The organism is Streptosporangium sp. NPDC002721, assembly GCF_042888905.1.
Classification (GTDB): domain Bacteria; phylum Actinomycetota; class Actinomycetes; order Streptosporangiales; family Streptosporangiaceae; genus Streptosporangium.
The window spans coordinates 59,725-80,009 of sequence record NZ_JBIAQI010000034.1; the positions used below are offsets into that span (position 1 = coordinate 59,725).

The following is a 20,285-nucleotide window of genomic DNA, read 5'->3' on the forward strand; positions in this document are numbered from 1 at the left end:
TGTACGAGCATTCTTGTAGGTCGTCTCCACACGTGAGAAACCCCCGGAGGACATGGCGTGGCGAAGCTCGGGATCGACAAGGACTTTCTCCGTGACTACGGAAAGTTGGAACGATCCGTCCAGGAGCGTGTCGCGGAGGTCTTCGCGAAGTTCGAACAGGCCACGCACGCCGGACTCCACCTGGAGAAGCCGAACAACGCACGGGACCCCCGGTTCCGAACCATCCGGATCGACAAATTCTGGCGCGGGGTCGTGCTGGCGCCCGAGACCGGTGACTCGTTCACGCTGCTGAAGGTGCTCCCGCACGACGACGCCTACACATGGGCGCAGCGGCGGAAGGCATCGGTGAACACGGCGACCGGCCGCATCGAGATCAGGGACGGGGTGGCGATCGACGCCACCCTGCCGGAACTGGCCAGGATGGCCGATCGGGCACCGCGACGGCTTTTCGACGACGCGGGCGACGCCGACCTCAGGCGCCTCGGCGTCGACGAGCAGACCCTGGCCTTCGCCAGGGTGCTGACCGACATCGTGCAGCTGGAGGCCGCAAGATCCTTCCTGCCGCAGAACCAGTGGGACGCCCTCTACGGCCTGGCCGCGGGCATGACCCCCGAGGAGGTGTGGGCCGAACTCGGTGTCGTGCCGGGACGGGAGTCGTACGACACCGAGGACATCACCGCGGCGGTCGAGCGCACCCCGGAAAGGGTAGTGCTGGTCGAGGGGCCGAAGGAGCTCATGGAGGTGTTCCGGCACCCGTTCACGCTCTGGAAGATCTACCTTCACCCGGCACAGCATCATGTGGCATACGCGCGTTTCAATGGGCCGGCGCGCGTCACCGGCGGTCCTGGCACGGGCAAGACGGTCGTCGCGCTGCACCGCGCCCATCACCTCGCGGGCCTCGGGGCGGGACCGGTGCTGGTGACCACCTTCACCTCGACGCTGTCCGCCTCGCTGGAGGCGGGGCTGCGCCTGCTGGCCGACTCGGCCAAGGTCCGGGACCACATCGAGGTGCGGCACGTCGACCAGCTCTCCTACCAGGTCTTCGCCGAGCGGCACGGTCGCCCCGCCATCCTGCGCGACAGGGAGGAGAAGGACATCTGGCGGCGGGTCGTCAAGCGGCTCGACGTGCCCTTCACCGAGACGTTCCTCGCCGAGGAGTGGCGGCACGTGGTGCTCGCCCAGCGGGTGACCAACGCCGCCGAATATCTCAGGGCCAAGCGGGAGGGACGGGGCCGCGGGCTGGGCACCCGGCAGAAGGCCGAGGTGTGGCAGGCGGTGTGGGAGTTCGAGGAGGAGCTCAGACGGCGTCGGGTATGGACGTACGAGACGATCTGCGTCGAGGCCACCCGCCTGCTGGAGGAGCGGCCGGACAAGCCATACCGGCACATCGTCGTCGACGAGGCGCAGGACCTGCACCCCGTCCAGTGGCGACTGCTGCGCGCGGCCGTCGCCGAGGGGCCCGACGACCTGTTCATCGCGGGCGACACCCACCAGCGGATCTACAACAGCCGTGTCTCGCTGAGAGAACTCGGAATCAGGGTCGGGGGGCGTTCGTCGCGCCTCACCGTCAACTATCGGACGACCGCCGAGATCCTCGCTTGGAGCTTGGGCATGCTCCACGGCGAGCGGATCGACGACATGGACGGCGGGCTGGACACGGTGGCCGGTTACCGGTCGCAGGTGCACGGCCGCCCTCCGGAGCTCCGCGGACACCGCACGCAGAGAGACGAGTTGGACGCGCTCGCGCGCGGGGTCCGGGAGTGGCTGGACACGGGGGTGGAACCGGGAGAGATCGGCGTCGCTGCCCGATCCAACATGCTGGCGGACGCGGCGATCGCCGCGCTGGAGCGGGCCGGTGTCCCCGCGCGCTCACTGGCCAAGGCGCAGGACGCCGACGACGTGGTCCGGGCCGGGACGATGCACCGGATGAAGGGGTTGGAGTTCCGGTGTGTGGCGGTCATCGGGCTTGCGGAACACCAGGTGCCGTCGTCGAACGCCGTCACCCCGGTCGAGGAGGATCCCCTGACGCATTCGCAGGACCTCCAACGTGAACGCTGCCTGGTGTTCGTCGCGTGCACCCGGGCGCGGGAGCAGCTTCACCTTTCCTGGCACGGCGCAGCCAGCCCGTTCCTGGCCGGTTTCACCACGTGACTTTCAGTGAAAGATCAAGCACGAACCGTACGGCGGCAATTAAGATCATAAGTTCGTCACGATGAAGGCGGGACATGGCCAAGCTTTCGGTACTCCTCCACCAGATCGACAACGGCACCGTGCTCCTGCCGGAGTTCCAGCGGGGATACGTCTGGAACCGCGACCAGGTCCGCGGACTCATGCGCTCGCTGTATCGCGGGTATCCGGTCGGCGGCCTGCTGCTGTGGGAGACCGAGCCGGACCAGGCCTCGGTGCGCGGCGGTGCGACCGACGGTGGTGTGCGACTGCTGCTTCTCGACGGCCAGCAGCGCATCACCTCTCTCTATGGCGTCATCCGCGGTCACGCGCCCGCTTTCTTCGAAGGAGACGCTTCCGCCTTCACCGGTCTCCGCTTCAACGTCGAGGACGAGAACTTCGAGTTCTACGCCCCGGCGAAGATGCGCGACGACGCCCGATGGGTGGATGTGACCCGCCTGTTCACCGACGGGCTGGAGCCGTTCATCAAGGACTTCAGCACGGCTCCGGACAGGTTCACCACCTACCTCGAACGGCTCAACCGGCTGCGGCAGTTGCTTGAGAGGGAGTTCCACGAGGAGAAGATCACCGGTCCGGACAAGGACATCGAGGTCGTCGTCGACATCTTCAACCGGGTGAACTCCGGCGGCACCGCACTGTCCAAGGGAGATCTCGCGCTGGCGAAGATCTGCGCGCACTGGTCCCCGGCTCGGCAGGTGATGCGCGACCACCTGAAGCGCTGGGAGGGCGCGGGATTCGACTTCTCCCTGGACTGGCTCCTGCGCAACACCACCGCCGTGGCGACGGGACGTGCGGTGTTCACCGCCCTCGACGCCGTGTCGGCCGCCGACTTCGAGACCGCCCTGGCCAAGTCCGTCGGATACGTCGGTAACTTCCTGGACGCGGCGTCCGGACGCCTCGGCCTGGATCACGACCAGGTCGTCATGGGCCGCTACGCGATTCCGGTCATCTCACGCCTGCTCCACCTCAGCCCCGGAGGCCGGTTCGCCGACGCCGTCCACCGTGACAAGGTGCTGTTCTGGTATGTCCACTCGGCGTTGTGGGGGCGCTTCGCCGGCTCCACCGAGACCGTCCTGGCCCAGGACTACGAGGTCGTGAAGGAGTCGGGCATCGACGGACTGATCGCCTCGCTGGAACGCTGGCGCGGCGGGAACCTGGAGATCCAGCCCCATGACTTCGACGGCTCCACCAAGGGGGCACGCTTCTACCCGCTCCTCTACATGATCACCCGGGTCAAGGGGGCACGGGACCTCGGCAGCGGTCTGGAACTGCGTGCCGAGGCCCTGGGCAAACTCAGCACACTCCAGGTGCACCACATCTTCCCCAAGGCGCTTCTCTACAAGGCCGGATACGACCGGGGGCAGGTCAACGCCGTCGCGAACTTCTGCTTCCTGACGCAGGACACCAACCTCATGATCGGGAAACGTTCCCCCGAGGAGTACTTCGCGGAGGCCGAGGAGAAGCAACCCGGCGTGCTGGCCTCGCAGTGGATCCCCTCCGATCCTGACCTGTGGCGGATCGAGCGGTACGCCGACTTCCTCGCCGCCCGGCGCCAACTGCTCGCACAAGCCGTCCAGTCGTTCCTGACCGAGCTCCGCGACGGCGCCTCCGCCGCGACCGCCACCGAACTCCGGCCGGTGACGGTGGTCGCCGACGAGCAGGACGACGTTCGTTCGGCGCAGGTCAAGGCCATGGCCGAGGAGCTGGTGCGGCTGGGATACGCCGAACCGGCGCTCGACAGCGAGATCGCCGATCCCGTCACAGGTCGCGCGCTGGCCGTCGCGGAGGCCTTCTGGCCGGACGGACTACAGGCGGGGCAGGGCAGGCCTGTGGTCCTGGAGCTCGACCCCGACGTGGCGGATCTGCCACGGCTCGAAGAGCTGGGGTACGAGGTGTTCACCTCGGTCGACGCACTGCTCGGCTACGTGACCCGCCGCAACGAGAACGCCGCGGGCACCCGTGGTGACGGGAGCGTCAGGAGGGAGGAGCCCGTCGCCTCGGACGAGCCAGAGGCCGGAGTGAAGGTCGATGCCGAGTTCGACGCGGCGATGCGTTCCGTCTACGACAGGGCACGAGGTGAGGCGAACTACCACGCGGCATACTTCCTGAGCATGCTCGCCGAGCATGGCAGTCTCGCCACGGCCCGTAAGCTCTTGCACGCGCCGGCGGTGTCTGACGGCTTCGCCGCCCTCTGGGAGCGCGGGCGCCTCGATCTGACGGTCGAGGCACTGGTCGTCCAGCCACGCTTCGCGGATCTCTTCACGCCCGCCGAGATCGAGATCGCCCATCACCGTCTCGGCCAGTTCGGTTACCACTGATCGGTCGCCGGGCGGCACCGGGCGGCGGATCAGGCTCGGCGGTGGGCGTCCTCCAGATAGTGCAGGACGGCGGTGACGCGCCGGTCCGCGCGGTCGGTCGGGGCGAGGTCGAGCTTGGCGAAGATGCTGCGGATGTGTTTGTGGACGGCGCCGTCGGTGACGAACAGCCGTTCGGCGATGGCGGTGTTGCCCAGCCCCTCGGCCATCAGGGCCAGCACGTCGCGCTCGCGGGGGCTGAGGCGCTCCAGCCGGGTGTCGGGCCGGGTGCGGGTGAGGAGTTGCGCGACGACGTCGGGGTCGATGGCCGTGCCTCCGTCCGCCACCCGGTGCAGCGCGTTCAGGAACTCGTCGACCCGCCCGACCCTCTCCTTGAGGAGATAGCCGAGGCGGGCGCTGCCCTGGGCGAGCAGTTCGGTGGCGAAGGCCTGCTCGACGTAGGCGGACAGCACGAGAACGGCGAGGTCCGGCCGGCGCCGCCTGGCCTCGACGGCCGCGACGATGCCCTCGTCGGTGTGGGTCGGCGGCATCCGGACGTCGACGATGGCGACATCCGGTCTGTGGGCGTCGACGGCGGCCAGGAAGCCGTCGGGCTCGGCGGCGGTGGCCACGACGTCGAGTGACTCGGCGCGCAGCAGCAGCGCGAGGCCCTCGCGCAGGAGCGGGTCGTCCTCGGCGATCACGATCCGCATGGCAGGCTCACCGTGAGGGTGGTGGGTCCACCGGCAGGGCTGTTCAGCATGAATGTCCCGTCGTGTGCTTCGATACGGCGGCGGATGCCGACGAGTCCCGACCCGCCGCGCTCGTCCGCTCCGCCGTGGCCGTCGTCGGTGATCTGGAGGTGAAGCCGGTCGGCGCCACGGTGAACCTTGACGGTGGCGTGCCGGGCCTGGCTGTGCTTGGTGATGTTGGTGAGCGCCTCGGCCGCCACGAAGTAGGCCGTGGCCTCCACGGAGGCGGCGCACCGGACGGGGATGTCGGCGTCGATCCGGCACGGGATCGGGCAGGTCGTGGCCAGGCCGGTGAGGGCGTCGGCGAGGCTGCGGTCGGTGAGCACCGGGGGCAGGATGCTGCGGACGACCGCGCGAAGCTCGGCGAGCGCCTCCTCGGCGGCGCTCTGCGCGCGTTCGAGGATGGCCTCGGCGTTGGACGGGTCGCGTGCCAGCGCCCGACGCGCCGCGCCGAGCATGATGGTGACGGCGACGATCCGGTTCTGGGTCCCGTCGTGCAGCGACCGTTCGATCCGCCGCAGCTCGGCGGCGTGCGCGTCCAGCGCGGCGGCGCGGGTCGCGGTGAGTTGCGCGACCCGCAGCGCCAGGTCGCCGCCCGGGTCGGCCGGCAGGAGTCGCCGGCCGGGCCACGCCTGCAGCCGCGCCATGCCCGGGGTGAGGAGCATGGCGAGGACGATCCATCCCAGGCCGAGCAGGCTGACCCCGAGGGCGCCGGGCAGGTCCCGTACGGTCCAGAGCCCCATGGCCGAGGTGGCCGCCTCCTCCGGGGGCAGCAGCCGCCACCACAGCGGGAACGTGGTGTTGGTCACCGCGCTGATGGGCAGCGTGAGACCGACCAGGCTGAGGAGCAGGCCGAGAGTGGCGTGGGTGACCACCCAGCCCAGCTCCCGGCGGGTGGCCGGATCGGTGAGGGCGGCACGCAGGCCGGGCGGCACCGGCTCCGGGCCGGTGATCTCCGGGCCCCAGCGGGAGAGCCGCGCGCGTTCCCGGTCGGCGACGGCGCGCAGCCCGCGCAGCGCGGTGGGCACCAGGAACAGGCCCACGCCGACGAGGCAGGCCAGCGCGGTGGCGGCCAGCAGGAGGGAGGCGACCAGGGCCAGGATCGTGGTGCCGAGCCCGCCGGCGAGGTGCTCGAACGCGTCCAGGGTGGCGAGGGCGCGGGAGACCACGGCCCGTCGACGTGCCGGCTTCCGGGCGGCCGCGGGTTCGGGGGCCGGCATCCGCACCTCCTGGACCAGACGAACCTCCTGGCCCCAGACGATAGGGCACCGTCCGGCTCATCGTCAGATCGTCGGGCAACGTCGGGCAAGTAGTACAGCCTGCTGTACCCCGGTTGTCCGGTGGGCAGGATCGCGGCCGGCGGTGATCGTCCGTAGCGTCGACCCATGACAGACGAGCTGTCGACCCCGTCGAGCGAGGAGCGCGCCGTGACCGATCTCCACCGCATCCCACAGGCCCCCGAGGCGCCGCGTCCGACACGGCCCACCGGCGTCCGGGCCGGGATGGTACGTCCCGTGCTGTGGGTCCTGCTGCTGGTCAGCGCGGTTCTCAACACGGTGTTCTCGTTCGTCGGCACCGACGTCCTCGCCGGTGCCGGGTTCGGGCTGGCCGCCCTCGCGTGCGTCGCCGCTCTGATCGTCCACCACTACCGCTTCCAGCGCCGATGAGCGCCGTGATCGAGTTCGGCCGGACGACGGTGATGGTCACCTACGGCCTGGCCGTCGCGACCGTCGTCGCCGTGGCCGCCGCCGTGGCCGTCCCCGCGCTCCGCCTCGCCGCCGCCGTCCCCGTGCTCCGCCTCGTCACGTCCCGGCCCGCTCCGGCTCCCGTCTCACCCCGCTTCATGCGTTGATGACGACCTTTCCCCACGTGTCCCTCCCGGTGCCGGCGGACGGGGCCGAATCCTTTTCACGTTGAATGTACGTCGCTTTCGGTGTCGTGTTTGAAAATAGGGGGAAGGGGAAAAGGAATGCGCCCGCGAGCCTGCCGGGGAAGTCGTGCGCTTTTACCCGTGGGCGCTCCCGGGCGGTATTCGAACCCCCTTGGCGTCACATCCCGGGGCACGATCGGTGCCATGCTCCGAGCCGCGATCGGTATCACAGCCCGCGCCGCGGCCGGTGTCAAAGCCCGCGCCGCGATCGGTTTCACGAGCGTGCCGCGACCGGTTTCATAGCTCGCGCCACGGCCGGTCCCACGATTGTGTCGCGACCGGTTTCGTGATCCGCGCCACGCCCCGGGGCGACCGGGCCGCGACCGGGACCCGCGAGCGCCTTCCGTACCCGAAGGGCAGGTACGGTACCGAATCGATCACACCGGGCGACGCGATCGTCGGGTTTCGCCTGGCAGTCGAAGTCGGTTATGAACGGGCCGGAAATAAATCGGCTCCTCCCGTCGCGGCGCTCGGAAGAACTGCGAGCGGGCCGTGTCCTTCGAGGTGTGTGACGCGTCCGGTCGCCCATTCTCCGATTCGTGAACGCGATGAGAGGCTGTCGCGACAGGGAACCGGTATCACCTCGTCGCATTCGAGAGATCGATTAATGCGAGATAATTGCCTATTCTTGGAATATGGCCGATTCGATGGGGGCGAAGCTGGCTCTTCGCTATCTTCTCCTGCGCCCGCTCGGTCACGACGGAATGGGCACCCTGTGGCTGGCCAGGGACGAGATGCTCGGCCGCGAGGTCGCCGTCGAGGAGGTACGAATCCCGGAGGGCGGCGACGGGCGGAGCCGCGCCGAGCTGGTGGCCAGGGTCATGCGGGAGGCCGAGGCCGTGGCCCGGCTGCGTCACCCGGCGATCGTCGCCGTACACGACGTGCTGGTGGAGGACGGCAGGCCGTGGATCGTGATGGAACGGCTGCGCGGCCGTACCCTCGACGACGAGCTGGCGGCCCGCGGCCCGCGGCTTCCCCTCCAGGTGGCCACGATCGGAGCCTTCCTGCTGGAGGCGCTGGTCGTCGCGCACGCGCACGACGTGCAGCATCGTGACGTCAGGCCGGGCAACGTGTTCCTGACAGACGACGACCGTGTCGTCCTCATCGGCTTCGGCGTCGCCCGTTTCCCGGACCGGCCCACGCCGGCCGACAGGAGCCAGGTCGTCGGCCAGGTCATCGGGACGCCCGGGTTCGTCGCCCCGGAGCGCCTGGCCGGCGGGAACGGCGGTCCCGCCTCGGACCTGTGGTCGCTGGGGGCGACCCTCTTCATCGCGCTGGAGGGTGTCCCGCCCTACGACGGCTCTCCCGCCGAGGTGGCCGAGGCGACGCTCGCGCGGGATCGGCGCGAGCCGCGGGACTCCGGTCCGCTGACGTCACTCCTGCGGTGGCTGATGGCCCGCGAGCCCGAGGCGCGCCCGGACGCCGAGATCGCGCTGGGGCTGCTGCGGCAGATCGCGGACGGCGAGTCACCGCGCGTCACCGCGCCCCCGACGATCGACCGCCGGACGCGCCGGTGGACCCCGGCGGTCCTGCTCGCCGTGGCGACGGCCGTGGCCTCCGCCGTGGCCGCCATACTGATCACGAGGGAGCCCACATCGGCGGCCAGGCCGGTGTCACCGGTGTTCGAGAAGGCCGTGGACCTCTGCGAGGCGCTGTCACGGGAACAGATCACCGAGCTTCTCGGGGCCCCGGCCGAAGGGCGCACGTCCGCGAACAACTGCGAGTGGACGACCCGCGGCGCGGGGGTGGAGCTGACCGCCGTCACCGGCTCCGGCACCCCGGACCCGTGGTCGCTGAGCCCCGGGTCCGCGCACGGCCTCTTCGCCGCCCTGGAGAGGCGGCAGGCCCACGGCACCCGCGACATGGGGTGGACCTGGTACGAGATCGGCGTCGAGGACGAGCGGCGTATGACCCGCTCCGCCCCCCGGACGCTCACGGACGTGGGAGACGAGGCGTTCTCCTGGAACGCGGCCGACGCCGGCGGACGGGTGCACATGACCGTGGTCACCTTCAGGCTCGGCAACCTGGTGGCCGACCTGCACTACGCCAATCTGGGGACCGCCTCCGGCGACGCCCTGCGGGAGGCGGGCGCCGAGGCGGCCAGATCGGCCGTGGCCACCCTGCGCGGCCTGGGGTAGCGGGCTCCTCGGGCAGGACCCGCCCGTGCCGGACGCTTGCGGTCCGTGCCGGACGCGTTCGACAGTCGGCGCGTTCGACGGCCGGCGCGTTCGACGGCTGACGGGAGGTGATCAGCCCTGTCAGCGGCCGGTACGCGGGCCGTCAGCCGCCTCGGCGAGGGTGATCGCGTCACCTCGAACTCCCCTCCCCTCGCCAAAGGACGTCCACCGTGAACCCCTACCTGCAGGGCCCCTTCGCGCCGGTGAAGGAGGAGGTCACCGCGTACGACCTGCCCGTGTCCGGGCGTGTCCCGCCGGAGCTTGACGGGCGGTACCTGCGCAACGGCCCCAACCCGCTGAACGTCGAGGACCCGGTGGCCCACCACTGGATGCTCGGCGAGGGCATGATCCACGGGGTACGGCTCCGTGACGGCCGCGCCGAGTGGTACCGCAACCGGTGGGTGCGCTCGGCGGGCGTGACCGACGGGCTCGGCGAGCCGCCACTCCCCGGCCGGACCGGCGACGTCGGCCCGGACACGGACCTCGCCGCGAACACGCACGTCATCCGGCACGCCGGCCGCACGCTCGCGCTCATCGAGGGGGGACCGAGGCCGTACGAGCTGGACGACGAGCTCGGCACCGTCGGGCCGTACGACTTCGGCGGGGCCCTCGACGGCGCGTTCACCGCGCACACCAAGATCGACCCGGTCAACGGCGAGCTGCACGCCGTCGCCTACTTCCCGCTGTGGGACCACGTCCGGCACCTGGTGGTCGACGGGACCGGCACGATGGTCCGCGCCACCGGGATCCCGATCCCGGACGCCCCGATGATGCACGACTTCGCGCTCACCGAGCGGTACGTCGTGCTGATCGACCAGCCGGTGACGTTCGGCGTGGAACTCGCGCGGGCCGGGGAGGCGGTGCCCTACCTCTGGAACGAGGAGCACCGGGCGCGGGTCGGGGTCATGCCGCGCGACGGCGTGGGCGGGGTCCGGTGGATCGACATCGAGCCGTGCTACGTCGCCCACACCCTCAACGCCTACGACGAGGGCTCCTCGGTGATCCTCGACCTCGTCAGGTACCCGCGGATGGACGTCCGCACCAACACCGCCGAGCCGGCCGCGCTGGAACGCTGGACGATCGACCCGGGGGCGGGGACGACGCGCCGGCGGACGATCGACGACCGCCCGCAGGAGTTCCCCCGCGTCAACGAGAACGTCCTGTCGCGCCGCCACCGGTACGGCTACGCCGCCGTCACCGGGGAGATGAACGCGGTCGCCATGCCCCCGGTGGACGGGCCGCTCCCCGACGAGGCGTTCGACAACGCCCTGATCAAGCACGACTACGACCGGGACACCGCCGAGGTGCACCGCTTCGGGCGCCACGCCACCGTGGGCGAGGGCGTCTTCGCCCCTTCGAGGGCCCCTTCGAGGGCCGCTTCGGGGGCTGCCTCGGGGGCCGCTTCGGGGGCGGTCTCGGGGGCCGGTGAGGACGACGGCTACGTCCTGGCCTACGCCCACGACCCGGAGCGCGGCGCGGCGGACCTGGTCATCCTCTCCGCCCAGGACTTCACCGGCGAGCCCGTCGCACGGATCCATCTGCCGGTCCGGGTGCCGCTCGGCTTCCACGGGAGCTGGCTCCCCGACCTGTGACGGCCTTGAGAACGACCGGGGCGGTCAGCGGAAGGAGCCGCCCCGGCCGCCTGTCGTCGGCTCAGACGAGCCGCCACTGCTGGTTGGGCTGGGACTGGCATGTCCATTGAATGATGTTCGCGCCGTCGGCCTTGCTGGCGCCGTCCACGTCAAGGCACTTTCCGCTGTGACGCGATACCAACGCGAAGTATTCGTTGTCCTTCTGAACGAGTCGCCACTGCTGGTTGGGCTGGGACTGGCATGTCCATTGAATGATGTTCGCGCCGTCGGCCCTGCTGGCGCCGTCCACGTCAAGGCACTTTCCGCTGTGCGCGGCCCGGAGCGTGTAGTAGCCGCTGTCGGTGGCCACCAGGTCCCATTTCTGGTTGGGCTGGGACCGGCATGTCCATTGAATGACGTTGGCGCCGTCGGCCCTGCTGGCACCGTCCACGTCCAGGCATTTCCCGCTGTGCCGGGCCACCAGGGACGCCTGGAACCCGGCCCGAAGCCGCTCCGGCGCATCGGCGGACACAACGGCCGCGGCGGGCATCACGGTAAACGGGACGGATATCAAAGTCCCGGCAAGGGTCAGGGTGTGAACAGCGCGGAAAAGTTTCATCGATCCTCCTTGATCGTTCCCGAATACGGTGAGTCTTTGATAGCACGAATCGCTCATCGCAATGCTCAAGCACGCTGGGAAGAAACCATTGTGTCGTGCCCGGCGTCTTGTGACGATCGGCCGACGTGGCAGGTGGCGGTCGCGTTCGGAAAACGGTGCCGGGTGAGCGGGATTGCTGGTTCGATGTTTTGGTGACAATGGAGATGACACGGAGGATTAGCTATGTTGCGGGCAATTCTCGGCAAGTGATCATATGGGGCGGATAACTATATGAGGTGATCCGCGGTTGAGGCGGCACGCTGGACGCGCGCTGCCGGCGGCTCGCCTGCGTGACGGCCGTATCCGCATCTGCCCGGTCGTGGATCTCGCCGTCGGTGTCGCACGGCCTGCGTCATGCCGGCGAGTTCGGCGAGTCCAGGAGGTGCGATCCGTCCAGGGAGAACGGCATGTTCGCTCTGTGGTTCATCGCGCAGAACGTTCCTCTGTTCCCGCGTAGGTTCTGTCGAGTGCCCGTCATCGGGGTGTCCACGGGGGTGGATCCGGGGCGGTGGCACGAGACACGGGCAGGGCCGCGCCGACGCGCGCCGCCCGCACTTCAGGGAGGGCGGCGCCGAGGTGTGCCGCCCGCGATCGAGGAAGAGACATCGCGATGCGTACGAGAACGGTCATGGCCGCGTCCGGCGGCCACGGGGGGACGACCCGGGACACCAGCGCCCGTCGTGGCGGGCGGGGGCCGCTGCGCGCGGTCACCGCGGCGGGGGCGGCCGCACTGGTCCTGGCGGGGGTGACGGGAATGCCGGGACTGTCGGCCGCCGCGTCGGCGTCGGCGTCGCCGGCACGCGCGTCGGGGGCGTCGGCGGCTCTGGACGCCGGTGCCCACCGGGCGGCGACCATGGACGTCAGCACCTACCAGGCGGCGGCCGAGATCGCCGACAACCTCAACAGCATGAGCTGGCCGGGGCAGGCCTCCTACAACACCTACCTCACCGGCGGTCAGAGCACGTCCGTGGTCTGGGGCACGCCCGGTTCGCCGACCACCTACTTCAACCGCAGCAAGTGCGGCAGCTTCGTGACGAAGGTGATCAAGCGGGTGCTGCCCGGGGCCACCGACCAGTACCTGGCCGACAACTTCGGGTCGATCAGCCCGACGGCGGCGCAGTATCACGACACCTTCACCAACGGCGCCGAGTACTTCACCACCAGCGCCAACTCCGGCCTGGACCAGCTCACCGAGATCGGGGCCGGGGTGATCATCGCCATCAAGTACAACAGCGCGTCCCCCGGCACCGGTGACTCCACCGGCCACGTGATGATCGTGGCCGGAGACCCCGTCCCGCACAACAGGGACGGCAACGCCTCCACGGTCGAATGGGCGGTCCCGGTGGTCGACACCACCAGCAACCCGCACGGTGTGGCGGTCACCTCGGCGAGCTCGCCGTACCAGAACTTCCGTGACTCCCGGGCGGTCGGCGCGACCGAGTACTCCGGGGCGGGACGCGGATGGATCTTCATCCGCACCGACGCGGCGAACCGGCCGCAGGGGCACTGGTGGGGCGTCAACGAGAACGTCACGACCGGCTACCACAGCGTGGCCGACCGGCCGATCTCCTTCGGCTGGATCGGTTACTGATCCCGCGTTCCCCCGCTCCTCCGGTCCTCGCCGGTGGATCCGGTACGGCCGGAAGAGCGGGGACCGGGAGGTCCGAGTGCCGGGCCGGTCGGCCTGAGCCGTGCCACGGTGTTTAAGGTTCGGCCACATGGACCATGCGGAAGCGCGCGAAAGTTTACACAGGAAGTTCAACGATACGGTTCAAGGAGGAGTCCGGACGACCGAGGAGACAGGAGTCATCATGGCCGCCGACCCGCCGGTCCGGGAAGACACGTGGGCGTTCGGCGGCGAGAGCGCCGCCGATCTCGGCTCCGCGATGACGAGGCTTCTCCGGTCGCTTCCCGCCAGGCCCCGCCTGCTCGGTCTGGGCGAGGCCATGCACGGTGAGGAGGCGCTCTCGCGGCTGCGCAACGAGGTCCTCCGGCATCTCGTCGAGCACGAGGGCTACCGGTCGATCGCGCTGGAGAGCGACTGCCTCGCGGGCCTGGTCGTCGACGACCACGTCACGGAGGGCGTGGGGACGTTCGACGACGTCATGCGCCACGGCTTCAGCCACGGATGGGGCGAGCTGGAGACGAGCCGCGAGCTCGTGCGGTGGATGAGGGAGTACAACCGGGACCGTCCCGCGCCGGACAGGGTCCGGTTCTTCGGGTTCGACGGCCCGTTCGAGATGACCGGCGCGGACAGCCCGAGGCGAGCCCTCAGCGCGCTGCACGGTTACCTCGCGGCCCGGCTGGAGATCGACCTCCTCCCGTACACCGCGGGAACCATCGATCACCTGGTCGGCCCCGACGACCGGTGGACCGATCCCGCGGTGACCATGGATCCCTCCCTGTCCGTGGGACTGTCCGCCGACGCCGGGGAACTGCGTCTCATCGCGGACGACCTTCTGGCGTTGCTCACCGCGGAGTCGCCGCGCCTGATCCGCGCGACGTCGCGTGAGGAGTGGTGCCGGGCTTACCTGTACGGGCGTACCGCGGCCGGGCTGCTCCGCTACCACGCCGTGATGGCCGACACATCCGAGGCGCGGGTGGTGCGGCTCATGGGCCTGCGCGACGCGATGATGGCCGACAACCTGCGAGCCGTCGAGGAGCAGGAGCGCCACGCGCGGCGCGGACCGACGCTGGTGTACGCCCACAACCGTCACCTCCAGCGGGAGGAGAGCCACTGGCTCCTCCCGCCGGGCTGGGGGCCGCTGGAAGGCCGGACGCTGACGTGGTGGAGCGCCGGCGCGGTCGTCGCGGCGCGGCTGGGCGACGAGTACGCCTTCGTGGCGTCGGCCCTGGGAGCCGCGCCGCGCCACGGGCTCGGCGCTCCGCGTCCGGACACCCTTGAGGGGATCCTGTCCACCCTCCCGGGGAACCGCTACGTCGTCGACTCGGCGGGCCTGGCCGAGGCTCTCGGCGCCACGGGGACCGAACCGGCCCCACGTACCGACACGTCGGCGAACCACGGCTACTTCCCGCTGGACCCCGGCCGTCTGCGCGAGACCGACGGCCTCCTCTTCGTCAAGCGCGTCGCCCCCGGAGCGGACGCGTGACCGGTCGCGCGGGCCGTGATGACCTGTATCGAGCTGTGGCGACCTGCGTCGACCTATGATGACCTGCGTCGGTTTGTGACGACCTATATCGACGGTCTCCAGTCGCCGAGGTGGGCGCTGATGGTCCGCCCGGCCGCCTGTTCCGGGGTGAGCCGGGGCCTGTTCTCGGGGACGGGGACCGCCGCTCCGGGGCCGGAGTTGCGGTACTCGCCGAACCTCGCCTCCTGCCAGGGGTAACCCGAGCTCATGTTCACGTACGGCGCGGCGGTGTCGATCGCCGGGCCGAGCCAGGTCTCGCGCACGGTCAGCATCGGGACGGCGGTCGGGTCGCTGCTCGGCCGCCAGGGGCGGGCGAGGCCGTAGGCGGCGTCGGGCACCTCGCCGGCGACGCGACACCTGGTGGCCAGGTAGCCGTACGGGTTCGCGGCGGCGGTGCTCGGCGCGAACACGAAGCCGTAGGGCAGGAACGACACGTCGCGGGTCAGGGCGCGCAGCTCGCACCGGTCGAAGACCGCGGTGGCGCGGCCGAAGACGAAGTCGACGTCGCCCTCGATGTGGCAGCGCCGGTAGTACTGCCGGGCGAAGGTGGCCAGGTTGGCGGTGTCGGCGTACAGCGTGTCCTGGTGGCCGAGGAAGCGGCACGCCTCGAAGGCGGAACGGTCGCCCATCACCTTCACGGCGACGGCCTGCGTGGCGGTGATCTCCGGGTGGTCGGCGCGCAGCCAGTCGTTGGCGAAGGTCACGTGCGTCGCGGTGAACCCGTCGGCCTGGATCGTGGTGGTGGCGCTGCCGCTGGTCCCGTACGTGCCCCCGCCGGGTTTCGCCGTCCCGGCCGCGTTGTCGAAGACGATGACGACGTCACGGGCGTCGCGGGTGGCGCCGAGGAAGGTCAGGCCGGTCTTGGCCTGGGGCACCAGCACCGTCTCGCGGTAGGTCCCGGCCGCGATCACCAGGGTCCAGCCCCGCTCCGGTGCGTCCGGGGTCGCGGCGACGGCCGCCTGGACGGTCGGGTGGTCGCCCCGGCCCTGGGAGTCGACGTACAGCGTGCGCTCGTTCCGGCGGTGTCGCGGTGATCCGTACGGCCCGAACGGAGGGCGGGCGGCGGCTCCGGCCGCCGTCACGGTGGCCGGGGCGAGTGCGATGCCGATACCCGCGACCGCGGTTCCGGCCAGTATCCGGCGCCGGCCGAACAGTGGACTCTGGGACGACATGGCCACACTCCCGGATTCACCTGTGCGAAAAGCTTCCCTTGAAGCAACACCTGGAAGTTAGATAAATCAGAAAGTGGTGTCAATAGTCATGTTTTATCGCTGATGATGTGATTCAAGGGTGAACTGGATCGCCGCGTGCGACGCCGGTGTCACGGCCGGAGGAAACGGTCCCGGGCGCGACGTTCGCCATGTCGCGATGTGAAACCTTCCGAGGTTTCTCAACGCCTCACACGCAGGCAGGGCCGGTGAAGTCAGGGGCGCCCCGGGGGTGTCAAGCGATGAGGGCGAGGGAGTCGGGTGCCGGGCCGCTGAGGGGATCGGGAGTATCGGGGTCCCGAGGGAGCGGGGGAGAAAACCGCTTTTCCGTCCCTGGTCGGGCTCGGTACACTCGCCACTGATCACGCGCCGCCGCGACACCGCGGCGCGCGCGCCTTGACCAGTGAGGGGAGCGGGCCGTGCGCTGTCGCACCACCGTGGTCATTCCCCCGTCACGCTACGACGTGATCCTGGTGTCTTCGTCGGTTCCCGACGCCGGCCGCGCGGCCGGCGTCGAATGCCCGTGACGAGTCTCTGACCCCTGCCCGCCCGCTGCCGGATCGGCCGACAAAGCCGACAGGGCCTATAAGGCCGACAAGGCTAATAAGGCCGACAAGGCCGGTGATGCCGACGAAGTCGGTGAAGCGCGCGGGAAGCACGCGGTAGGGCACGCCCCCGTGCGGTCGCACCGCGTCAGGGAACCTCCACGACCCGGCCTCGGGCCGTCTCGGGTCGTCTCGTCTCGTCTCGTCCGGGAATCGCGCAGTCCTGTCCGGAACATTCCGAAGGGCCATGGGCCATGCGCACCGACACGCACCGTCATATCACCGACTCGCCGACCGGCGTCCGCAACCTGGGCATCCTCGCCCACGTCGACGCGGGCAAGACCACCATCACCGAACGGATCCTGTACGTCACCGGCGCCACCTACAAACGTGGCGAGGTGCACGACGGGACGACCGTCACCGACTTCGACTCCCAGGAGCGTGACCGTGGGATAACCATCTTCGCCGCCGCGGTGAGCTGTTCCTGGGACGGCCACCGCGTCCACCTGATCGACACCCCGGGCCACGTCGACTTCTCCGACGAGGTGGAGCGCTCGCTGCGGGTGCTCGACGGCGCGATCGCGGTGTTCGACGCCGTCGCGGGCGTCGAACCGCAGAGCGAGTCGGTATGGCGGCAGGCCGACCGGCACGGGGTGCCGCGGATCGCCTTCGTCAACAAGCTGGACCGCGCCGGTGCCGACCTCGACGCGGCGGTCGCGTCGATCCGCGAGCGCCTGCGGGTGGTACCGCTGGTCGTCCAGTTGCCGATCGGCCGGGAGGACGGGTTCACCGGCGTGGTGGACCTGCTGCGCATGCGGTCGCTGGTCTGGGCCGCCGGCCGCGACACGTACGAGGAGGGGCCGGTGCCGGACGCCCTGCTGGAGGAGGCGCGTCGGCGCAGGCGGCTGCTGGAGGAGGCGGTGGCCGAACTGCACCCGATCGCGCTGGAGGAGTTCTGCGCGGGGTCGGCGATCTCCGCGACGACCCTCGCCGCCGCGCTGCGCGACCTGACCCGTACGGGAGAGGGCGTGGTGGTGCTGTGCGGGTCGGCCTACCGCGACCGGGGGATCGAGCCGCTGCTGGACGCCGTCGTCGCCTACCTGCCCTCGCCGCTGGACGTGCCGCCGGTACGCGGCACCGAGGACGGTTTCCAGGATGGCGCCCAGGCCGGTGCGGTGCGGGAGCGGGCCGCCGACCCGGCGGCGCCGTTCGCCGCGCTGGTGTTCAAGGTGAGCTCGACCGCCACCGGGCGGCTGTCCTACCTGCGCGTCTACTCGGGAACGATCCGGAAGGGAGACACCGTGCTGGACGCGGGTGCCCGGCGTACCGAGCGGATCGGTCGCATCCTTCATGTGCAGGCCGACCGGAACACCGAGGTGGACCTGGCGGTGGCCGGGGACATCGTCGCGGTCGTCGGGCTGAAGGCGGCCCGCACCGGGGCCACCCTGTGCGATCCCTCGGCGCCGCTGGTCCTCGAACCGCCGGCCGTGGCCGACCCGGTGGTCTCCGTCGCGGTCGAGGCCGGCCGGAGCGCCGGCACCGGCCGGCTGGCGTCGGCGCTGGCGCGGCTGGTCGAGGAGGACCCCTCGCTGGTGGTCCGGACCGACCCCGAGAGCGGCCAGACGGTGCTGTCGGGGATGGGCGAGCTGCATCTGGAGGTCGCGGTGGAGAAGATCCGTCGTACCCACGGGCTGGACGTCGGCGTCGGGCGGCCGCAGGTGGCCTACCGGGAGACGGTCGTGCGCGGGGTGTCCGGGCTGCTGTACCGGCACGTCAAGCAGGACGGCGGCGCGGGCCAGTTCGCCCATGTCGTCCTCGACGTGGAGCCGCTGGAGTCACCGGGGCCGCTGGAGCCGACGGAGCCGCCGGAGCCGACGGAGCCGCTGGAGTCACCGGGGCCGCTGGAGCCGCCGGACGTCGCCCCGGACGCGGCGGGCTTCGTGTTCGGCTCGGCCGTCGTCGGCGGGCGGGTGCCGAAGGAGTACGTACGGGCGGTGGAGGCGGGCTGCCGGGACGCGCTGGCCGAGGGTCCCCTCGGCGGCCATCCGGTGACCGGCCTGCGGGTCACGCTGACCGACGGGGCCACCCACCCCAAGGACTCCTCGGAGATGGCGTTCCGTACCGCCGGCCGGTTCGCGCTGCGTGAGGCGCTGCGGGCCAGCGCGATGGTGCTGCTGGAACCGGTCGTCGAGGTCACGGTCACCGTGCCCGCCGACACGGCCGGCGGGGTGCTGGGCGATCTGGCGGCCCGGCGCGGCCGGGTCTCCGGCTCGGCCGCGCGGGCCGGGACGGTGGTGATCACCGCTACCGTGCCGCTGGCCGAGTTGTTCGGCTACGCGACCCGGCTGCGCAGCCGCACCCAGGGCCGGGGCACCTTCACCACCCGGGCCACCGGCTACGCCCCGGTGCCGGGCGCGGTATCCCACGGGACGCCGCCTCGCTAGAACCCGGTAGAAGCAGGTGATGGCCCCGCCTCGGGCGGGGCCATCGTCCGGGGACATGCCCGCCGCCACCAGCCGCACGCGTGGAGGTTCGCGGTCGTACGAGGCCCCACGAGGCCAGGTACATAGGTACAAAGGCCGGGCTCGCCGACGTATCGGGCCTCCGGCGTTCCCCGGCCGGGCTATGCTGCCTCATCCCGCCGATGATCGAATGGCCGGGGCGGTGAAATGTCACAGGCGGTCCCTACGATCCGACCGACCGATCAGAAGGACAGGCGGGAGACCGGCATGGGCGCGTGGGGAACGGGGCCGTTCGACAACGACGGGGCCCTCGACAGTCTGGGCGAACTCGACGGCGACAGGGAGACGGCGAGGCTGCTCACCCTGGCGATACGGGAGATCCTCGACGAGGACGGCTACCTGGAGGCGCCGGAGATGAGCGGGGCCGTGGCGGTGGCCTGCCTGATCGGCGCCCGCGTGATCGGCACCGAGTCCGACCCCGCCGCCACCCGGTGGCTGGAGAACAACCCCTTCGAGCCGTCCGCCGAGCTCCGCGACCTCGCCCGGGCCACCCTCGACCGGGCGACCCGTCCCGACGACAACGAGCTGTACGAGCTGTGGGAGGACTCCGGCTCCCTGGACGAATGGCTCGCGACCCTCGCCCCCTACCGCCGGGCCCTGGCCTGACCGTCCGAGGAGCCGCATGACCGATCAGCGTGAGACACCCGGGGCCGGGGCGGGACGCGGGGGCCTCGCCTGGGCGGTGACCGAGGTGGCCGCGCCGCAGTACGTCGTGATCGCGCTGCCGCCCGTGGCCGGGCTGCTCGCCCACGGGTGGGCGGGCGCGCTGTGGGGCCTGCTCGCGGCGGCCCTCTGCGTCGGCGTGCCCGTGGGGGTGATCGCGGTCGGCGTGCGGCGGGGTCGCCTGGACTCGATGCACCTCGTCGACCGGAGATCCCGTACGGGGCCGATGCTCGTCGGCCTGGTCACCGTGGCGGTCGGTCTGGTGCTGCTCGTCCTGCTCGACGCGCCGGCCGTCGTGACGGCGACGGCGGCGGTGATGCTCGGCTGGGTCCTGGTCATGGGGGCGATCACCCTGAAGTGGAAGATCTCCTTCCACACCGGGGTGGCCGCCGGGGCGGCGGTGGTGCTGGCGCACGTGCTGCCCGCCGCCGTGACGCTCGGGGTGGGCGCGGCCCTCGCCGGCCTGATCGGGTGGGCCCGGGTGCGCGTCACCCACCACACGACCGCCCAGGCCGTCGCGGGCGCGGCGGCCGGAGCGGGCGTGGCGTGGGCGGTGCTCGCACTGGTGCTCTGAACCCACCGGGACCGCGGGGCCGCTACCTTTTCGCCCGGCGCCGCTCCTCCTTCCC

The 20,285-nt window shown here is 70.9% G+C and carries 15 protein-coding genes; 11 read left to right on the forward strand and 4 right to left on the reverse strand.

Annotated features, from left to right (window positions below; all coding sequences use genetic code 11):
* Positions 1-57: 57 nt before the first annotated feature.
* Positions 58-2,151: a UvrD-helicase domain-containing protein gene (locus ACFYWM_RS37775; protein ID WP_389924363.1), complete on the forward strand. Its 2,094-nt coding sequence runs from the start codon at positions 58-60 to the stop codon at positions 2,149-2,151.
* Positions 2,152-2,225: 74 nt separating this feature from the next.
* The gene (locus tag ACFYWM_RS37780) at positions 2,226-4,505 is read left to right on the forward strand and encodes a DUF262 domain-containing protein (RefSeq protein ID WP_389924365.1); all 2,280 of its coding nucleotides are present in this window, start codon (positions 2,226-2,228) and stop codon (positions 4,503-4,505) included.
* Positions 4,506-4,534: 29 nt separating this feature from the next.
* On the opposite strand, the gene ACFYWM_RS37785 is transcribed toward ACFYWM_RS37780, so the two are convergent.
* Positions 4,535-5,194, reverse strand: a complete 660-nt coding sequence (locus ACFYWM_RS37785) for a response regulator (RefSeq protein WP_389924368.1) — start codon at positions 5,192-5,194, stop codon at positions 4,535-4,537.
* Positions 5,182-6,453, reverse strand: coding sequence for a sensor histidine kinase (locus ACFYWM_RS37790; protein WP_389924371.1), 1,272 nt, complete (start codon positions 6,451-6,453; stop codon positions 5,182-5,184). Before ACFYWM_RS37790 ends, ACFYWM_RS37785 begins: the two co-directional genes overlap by 13 nt.
* 165 nt (positions 6,454-6,618) lie before the next feature.
* On the opposite strand from ACFYWM_RS37790, the gene ACFYWM_RS37795 reads away from it, so the two are divergent.
* The 4 genes from ACFYWM_RS37795 (at position 6,619) to ACFYWM_RS37810 (ending at position 10,932) form a co-directional block, all read left to right on the forward strand.
* On the forward strand, positions 6,619-6,900 hold the full coding sequence (locus ACFYWM_RS37795) for a hypothetical protein (protein WP_389924373.1): 282 nt from the start codon (positions 6,619-6,621) through the stop codon (positions 6,898-6,900).
* Positions 6,897-7,085 carry a hypothetical protein gene (locus tag ACFYWM_RS37800; protein WP_389924376.1) on the forward strand — a complete coding sequence of 63 codons (189 nt, stop codon included), beginning with the start codon at positions 6,897-6,899 and terminating at the stop codon, positions 7,083-7,085. The genes ACFYWM_RS37795 and ACFYWM_RS37800 overlap by 4 nt, the downstream gene beginning before the upstream one ends.
* A gap of 713 nt (positions 7,086-7,798) precedes the next feature.
* Positions 7,799-9,301 carry a serine/threonine-protein kinase gene (locus ACFYWM_RS37805; protein WP_389924378.1) on the forward strand — a complete coding sequence of 501 codons (1,503 nt, stop codon included), beginning with the start codon at positions 7,799-7,801 and terminating at the stop codon, positions 9,299-9,301.
* A 209-nt stretch (positions 9,302-9,510) separates the two neighbouring features.
* On the forward strand, positions 9,511-10,932 hold the full coding sequence (locus ACFYWM_RS37810; protein ID WP_389924381.1) for a carotenoid oxygenase family protein: 1,422 nt from the start codon (positions 9,511-9,513) through the stop codon (positions 10,930-10,932).
* A gap of 61 nt (positions 10,933-10,993) precedes the next feature.
* On the opposite strand, the gene ACFYWM_RS37815 is transcribed toward ACFYWM_RS37810, so the two are convergent.
* Positions 10,994-11,530: an RICIN domain-containing protein gene (locus ACFYWM_RS37815; protein ID WP_389924384.1), complete on the reverse strand. Its 537-nt coding sequence runs from the start codon at positions 11,528-11,530 to the stop codon at positions 10,994-10,996.
* A 649-nt stretch (positions 11,531-12,179) separates the two neighbouring features.
* On the opposite strand from ACFYWM_RS37815, the gene ACFYWM_RS37820 reads away from it, so the two are divergent.
* Both ACFYWM_RS37820 and ACFYWM_RS37825 read left to right on the forward strand, forming a co-directional pair.
* A complete protein-coding gene (locus ACFYWM_RS37820) occupies positions 12,180-13,160 on the forward strand; it encodes a hypothetical protein (RefSeq protein WP_389924387.1) in 981 nt (326 codons plus the stop codon).
* 220 nt (positions 13,161-13,380) lie between these two features.
* The gene (locus ACFYWM_RS37825) at positions 13,381-14,679 is read left to right on the forward strand and encodes an erythromycin esterase family protein (RefSeq protein ID WP_389924390.1); all 1,299 of its coding nucleotides are present in this window, start codon (positions 13,381-13,383) and stop codon (positions 14,677-14,679) included.
* 83 nt (positions 14,680-14,762) lie between these two features.
* Here ACFYWM_RS37825 and ACFYWM_RS37830 read toward each other — a convergent pair whose 3' ends face one another.
* Positions 14,763-15,890 (reverse strand): pectinesterase family protein, encoded by a 1,128-nt coding sequence (locus ACFYWM_RS37830; protein WP_389924392.1) that lies wholly within the window; start codon positions 15,888-15,890, stop codon positions 14,763-14,765.
* A gap of 835 nt (positions 15,891-16,725) precedes the next feature.
* Here ACFYWM_RS37830 and ACFYWM_RS37835 point away from each other — a divergent pair.
* From ACFYWM_RS37835 to ACFYWM_RS37845, 3 genes are all read left to right on the forward strand, one after another.
* Positions 16,726-18,915, forward strand: coding sequence for an elongation factor G (locus tag ACFYWM_RS37835; RefSeq protein WP_389924395.1), 2,190 nt, complete (start codon positions 16,726-16,728; stop codon positions 18,913-18,915).
* A 285-nt stretch (positions 18,916-19,200) separates the two neighbouring features.
* Positions 19,201-19,599 carry a DUF4259 domain-containing protein gene (locus ACFYWM_RS37840; RefSeq protein WP_389924398.1) on the forward strand — a complete coding sequence of 133 codons (399 nt, stop codon included), beginning with the start codon at positions 19,201-19,203 and terminating at the stop codon, positions 19,597-19,599.
* 16 nt (positions 19,600-19,615) lie between these two features.
* Positions 19,616-20,230 carry a hypothetical protein gene (locus tag ACFYWM_RS37845; protein WP_389924400.1) on the forward strand — a complete coding sequence of 205 codons (615 nt, stop codon included), beginning with the start codon at positions 19,616-19,618 and terminating at the stop codon, positions 20,228-20,230.
* Positions 20,231-20,285 lie beyond the last annotated feature (55 nt).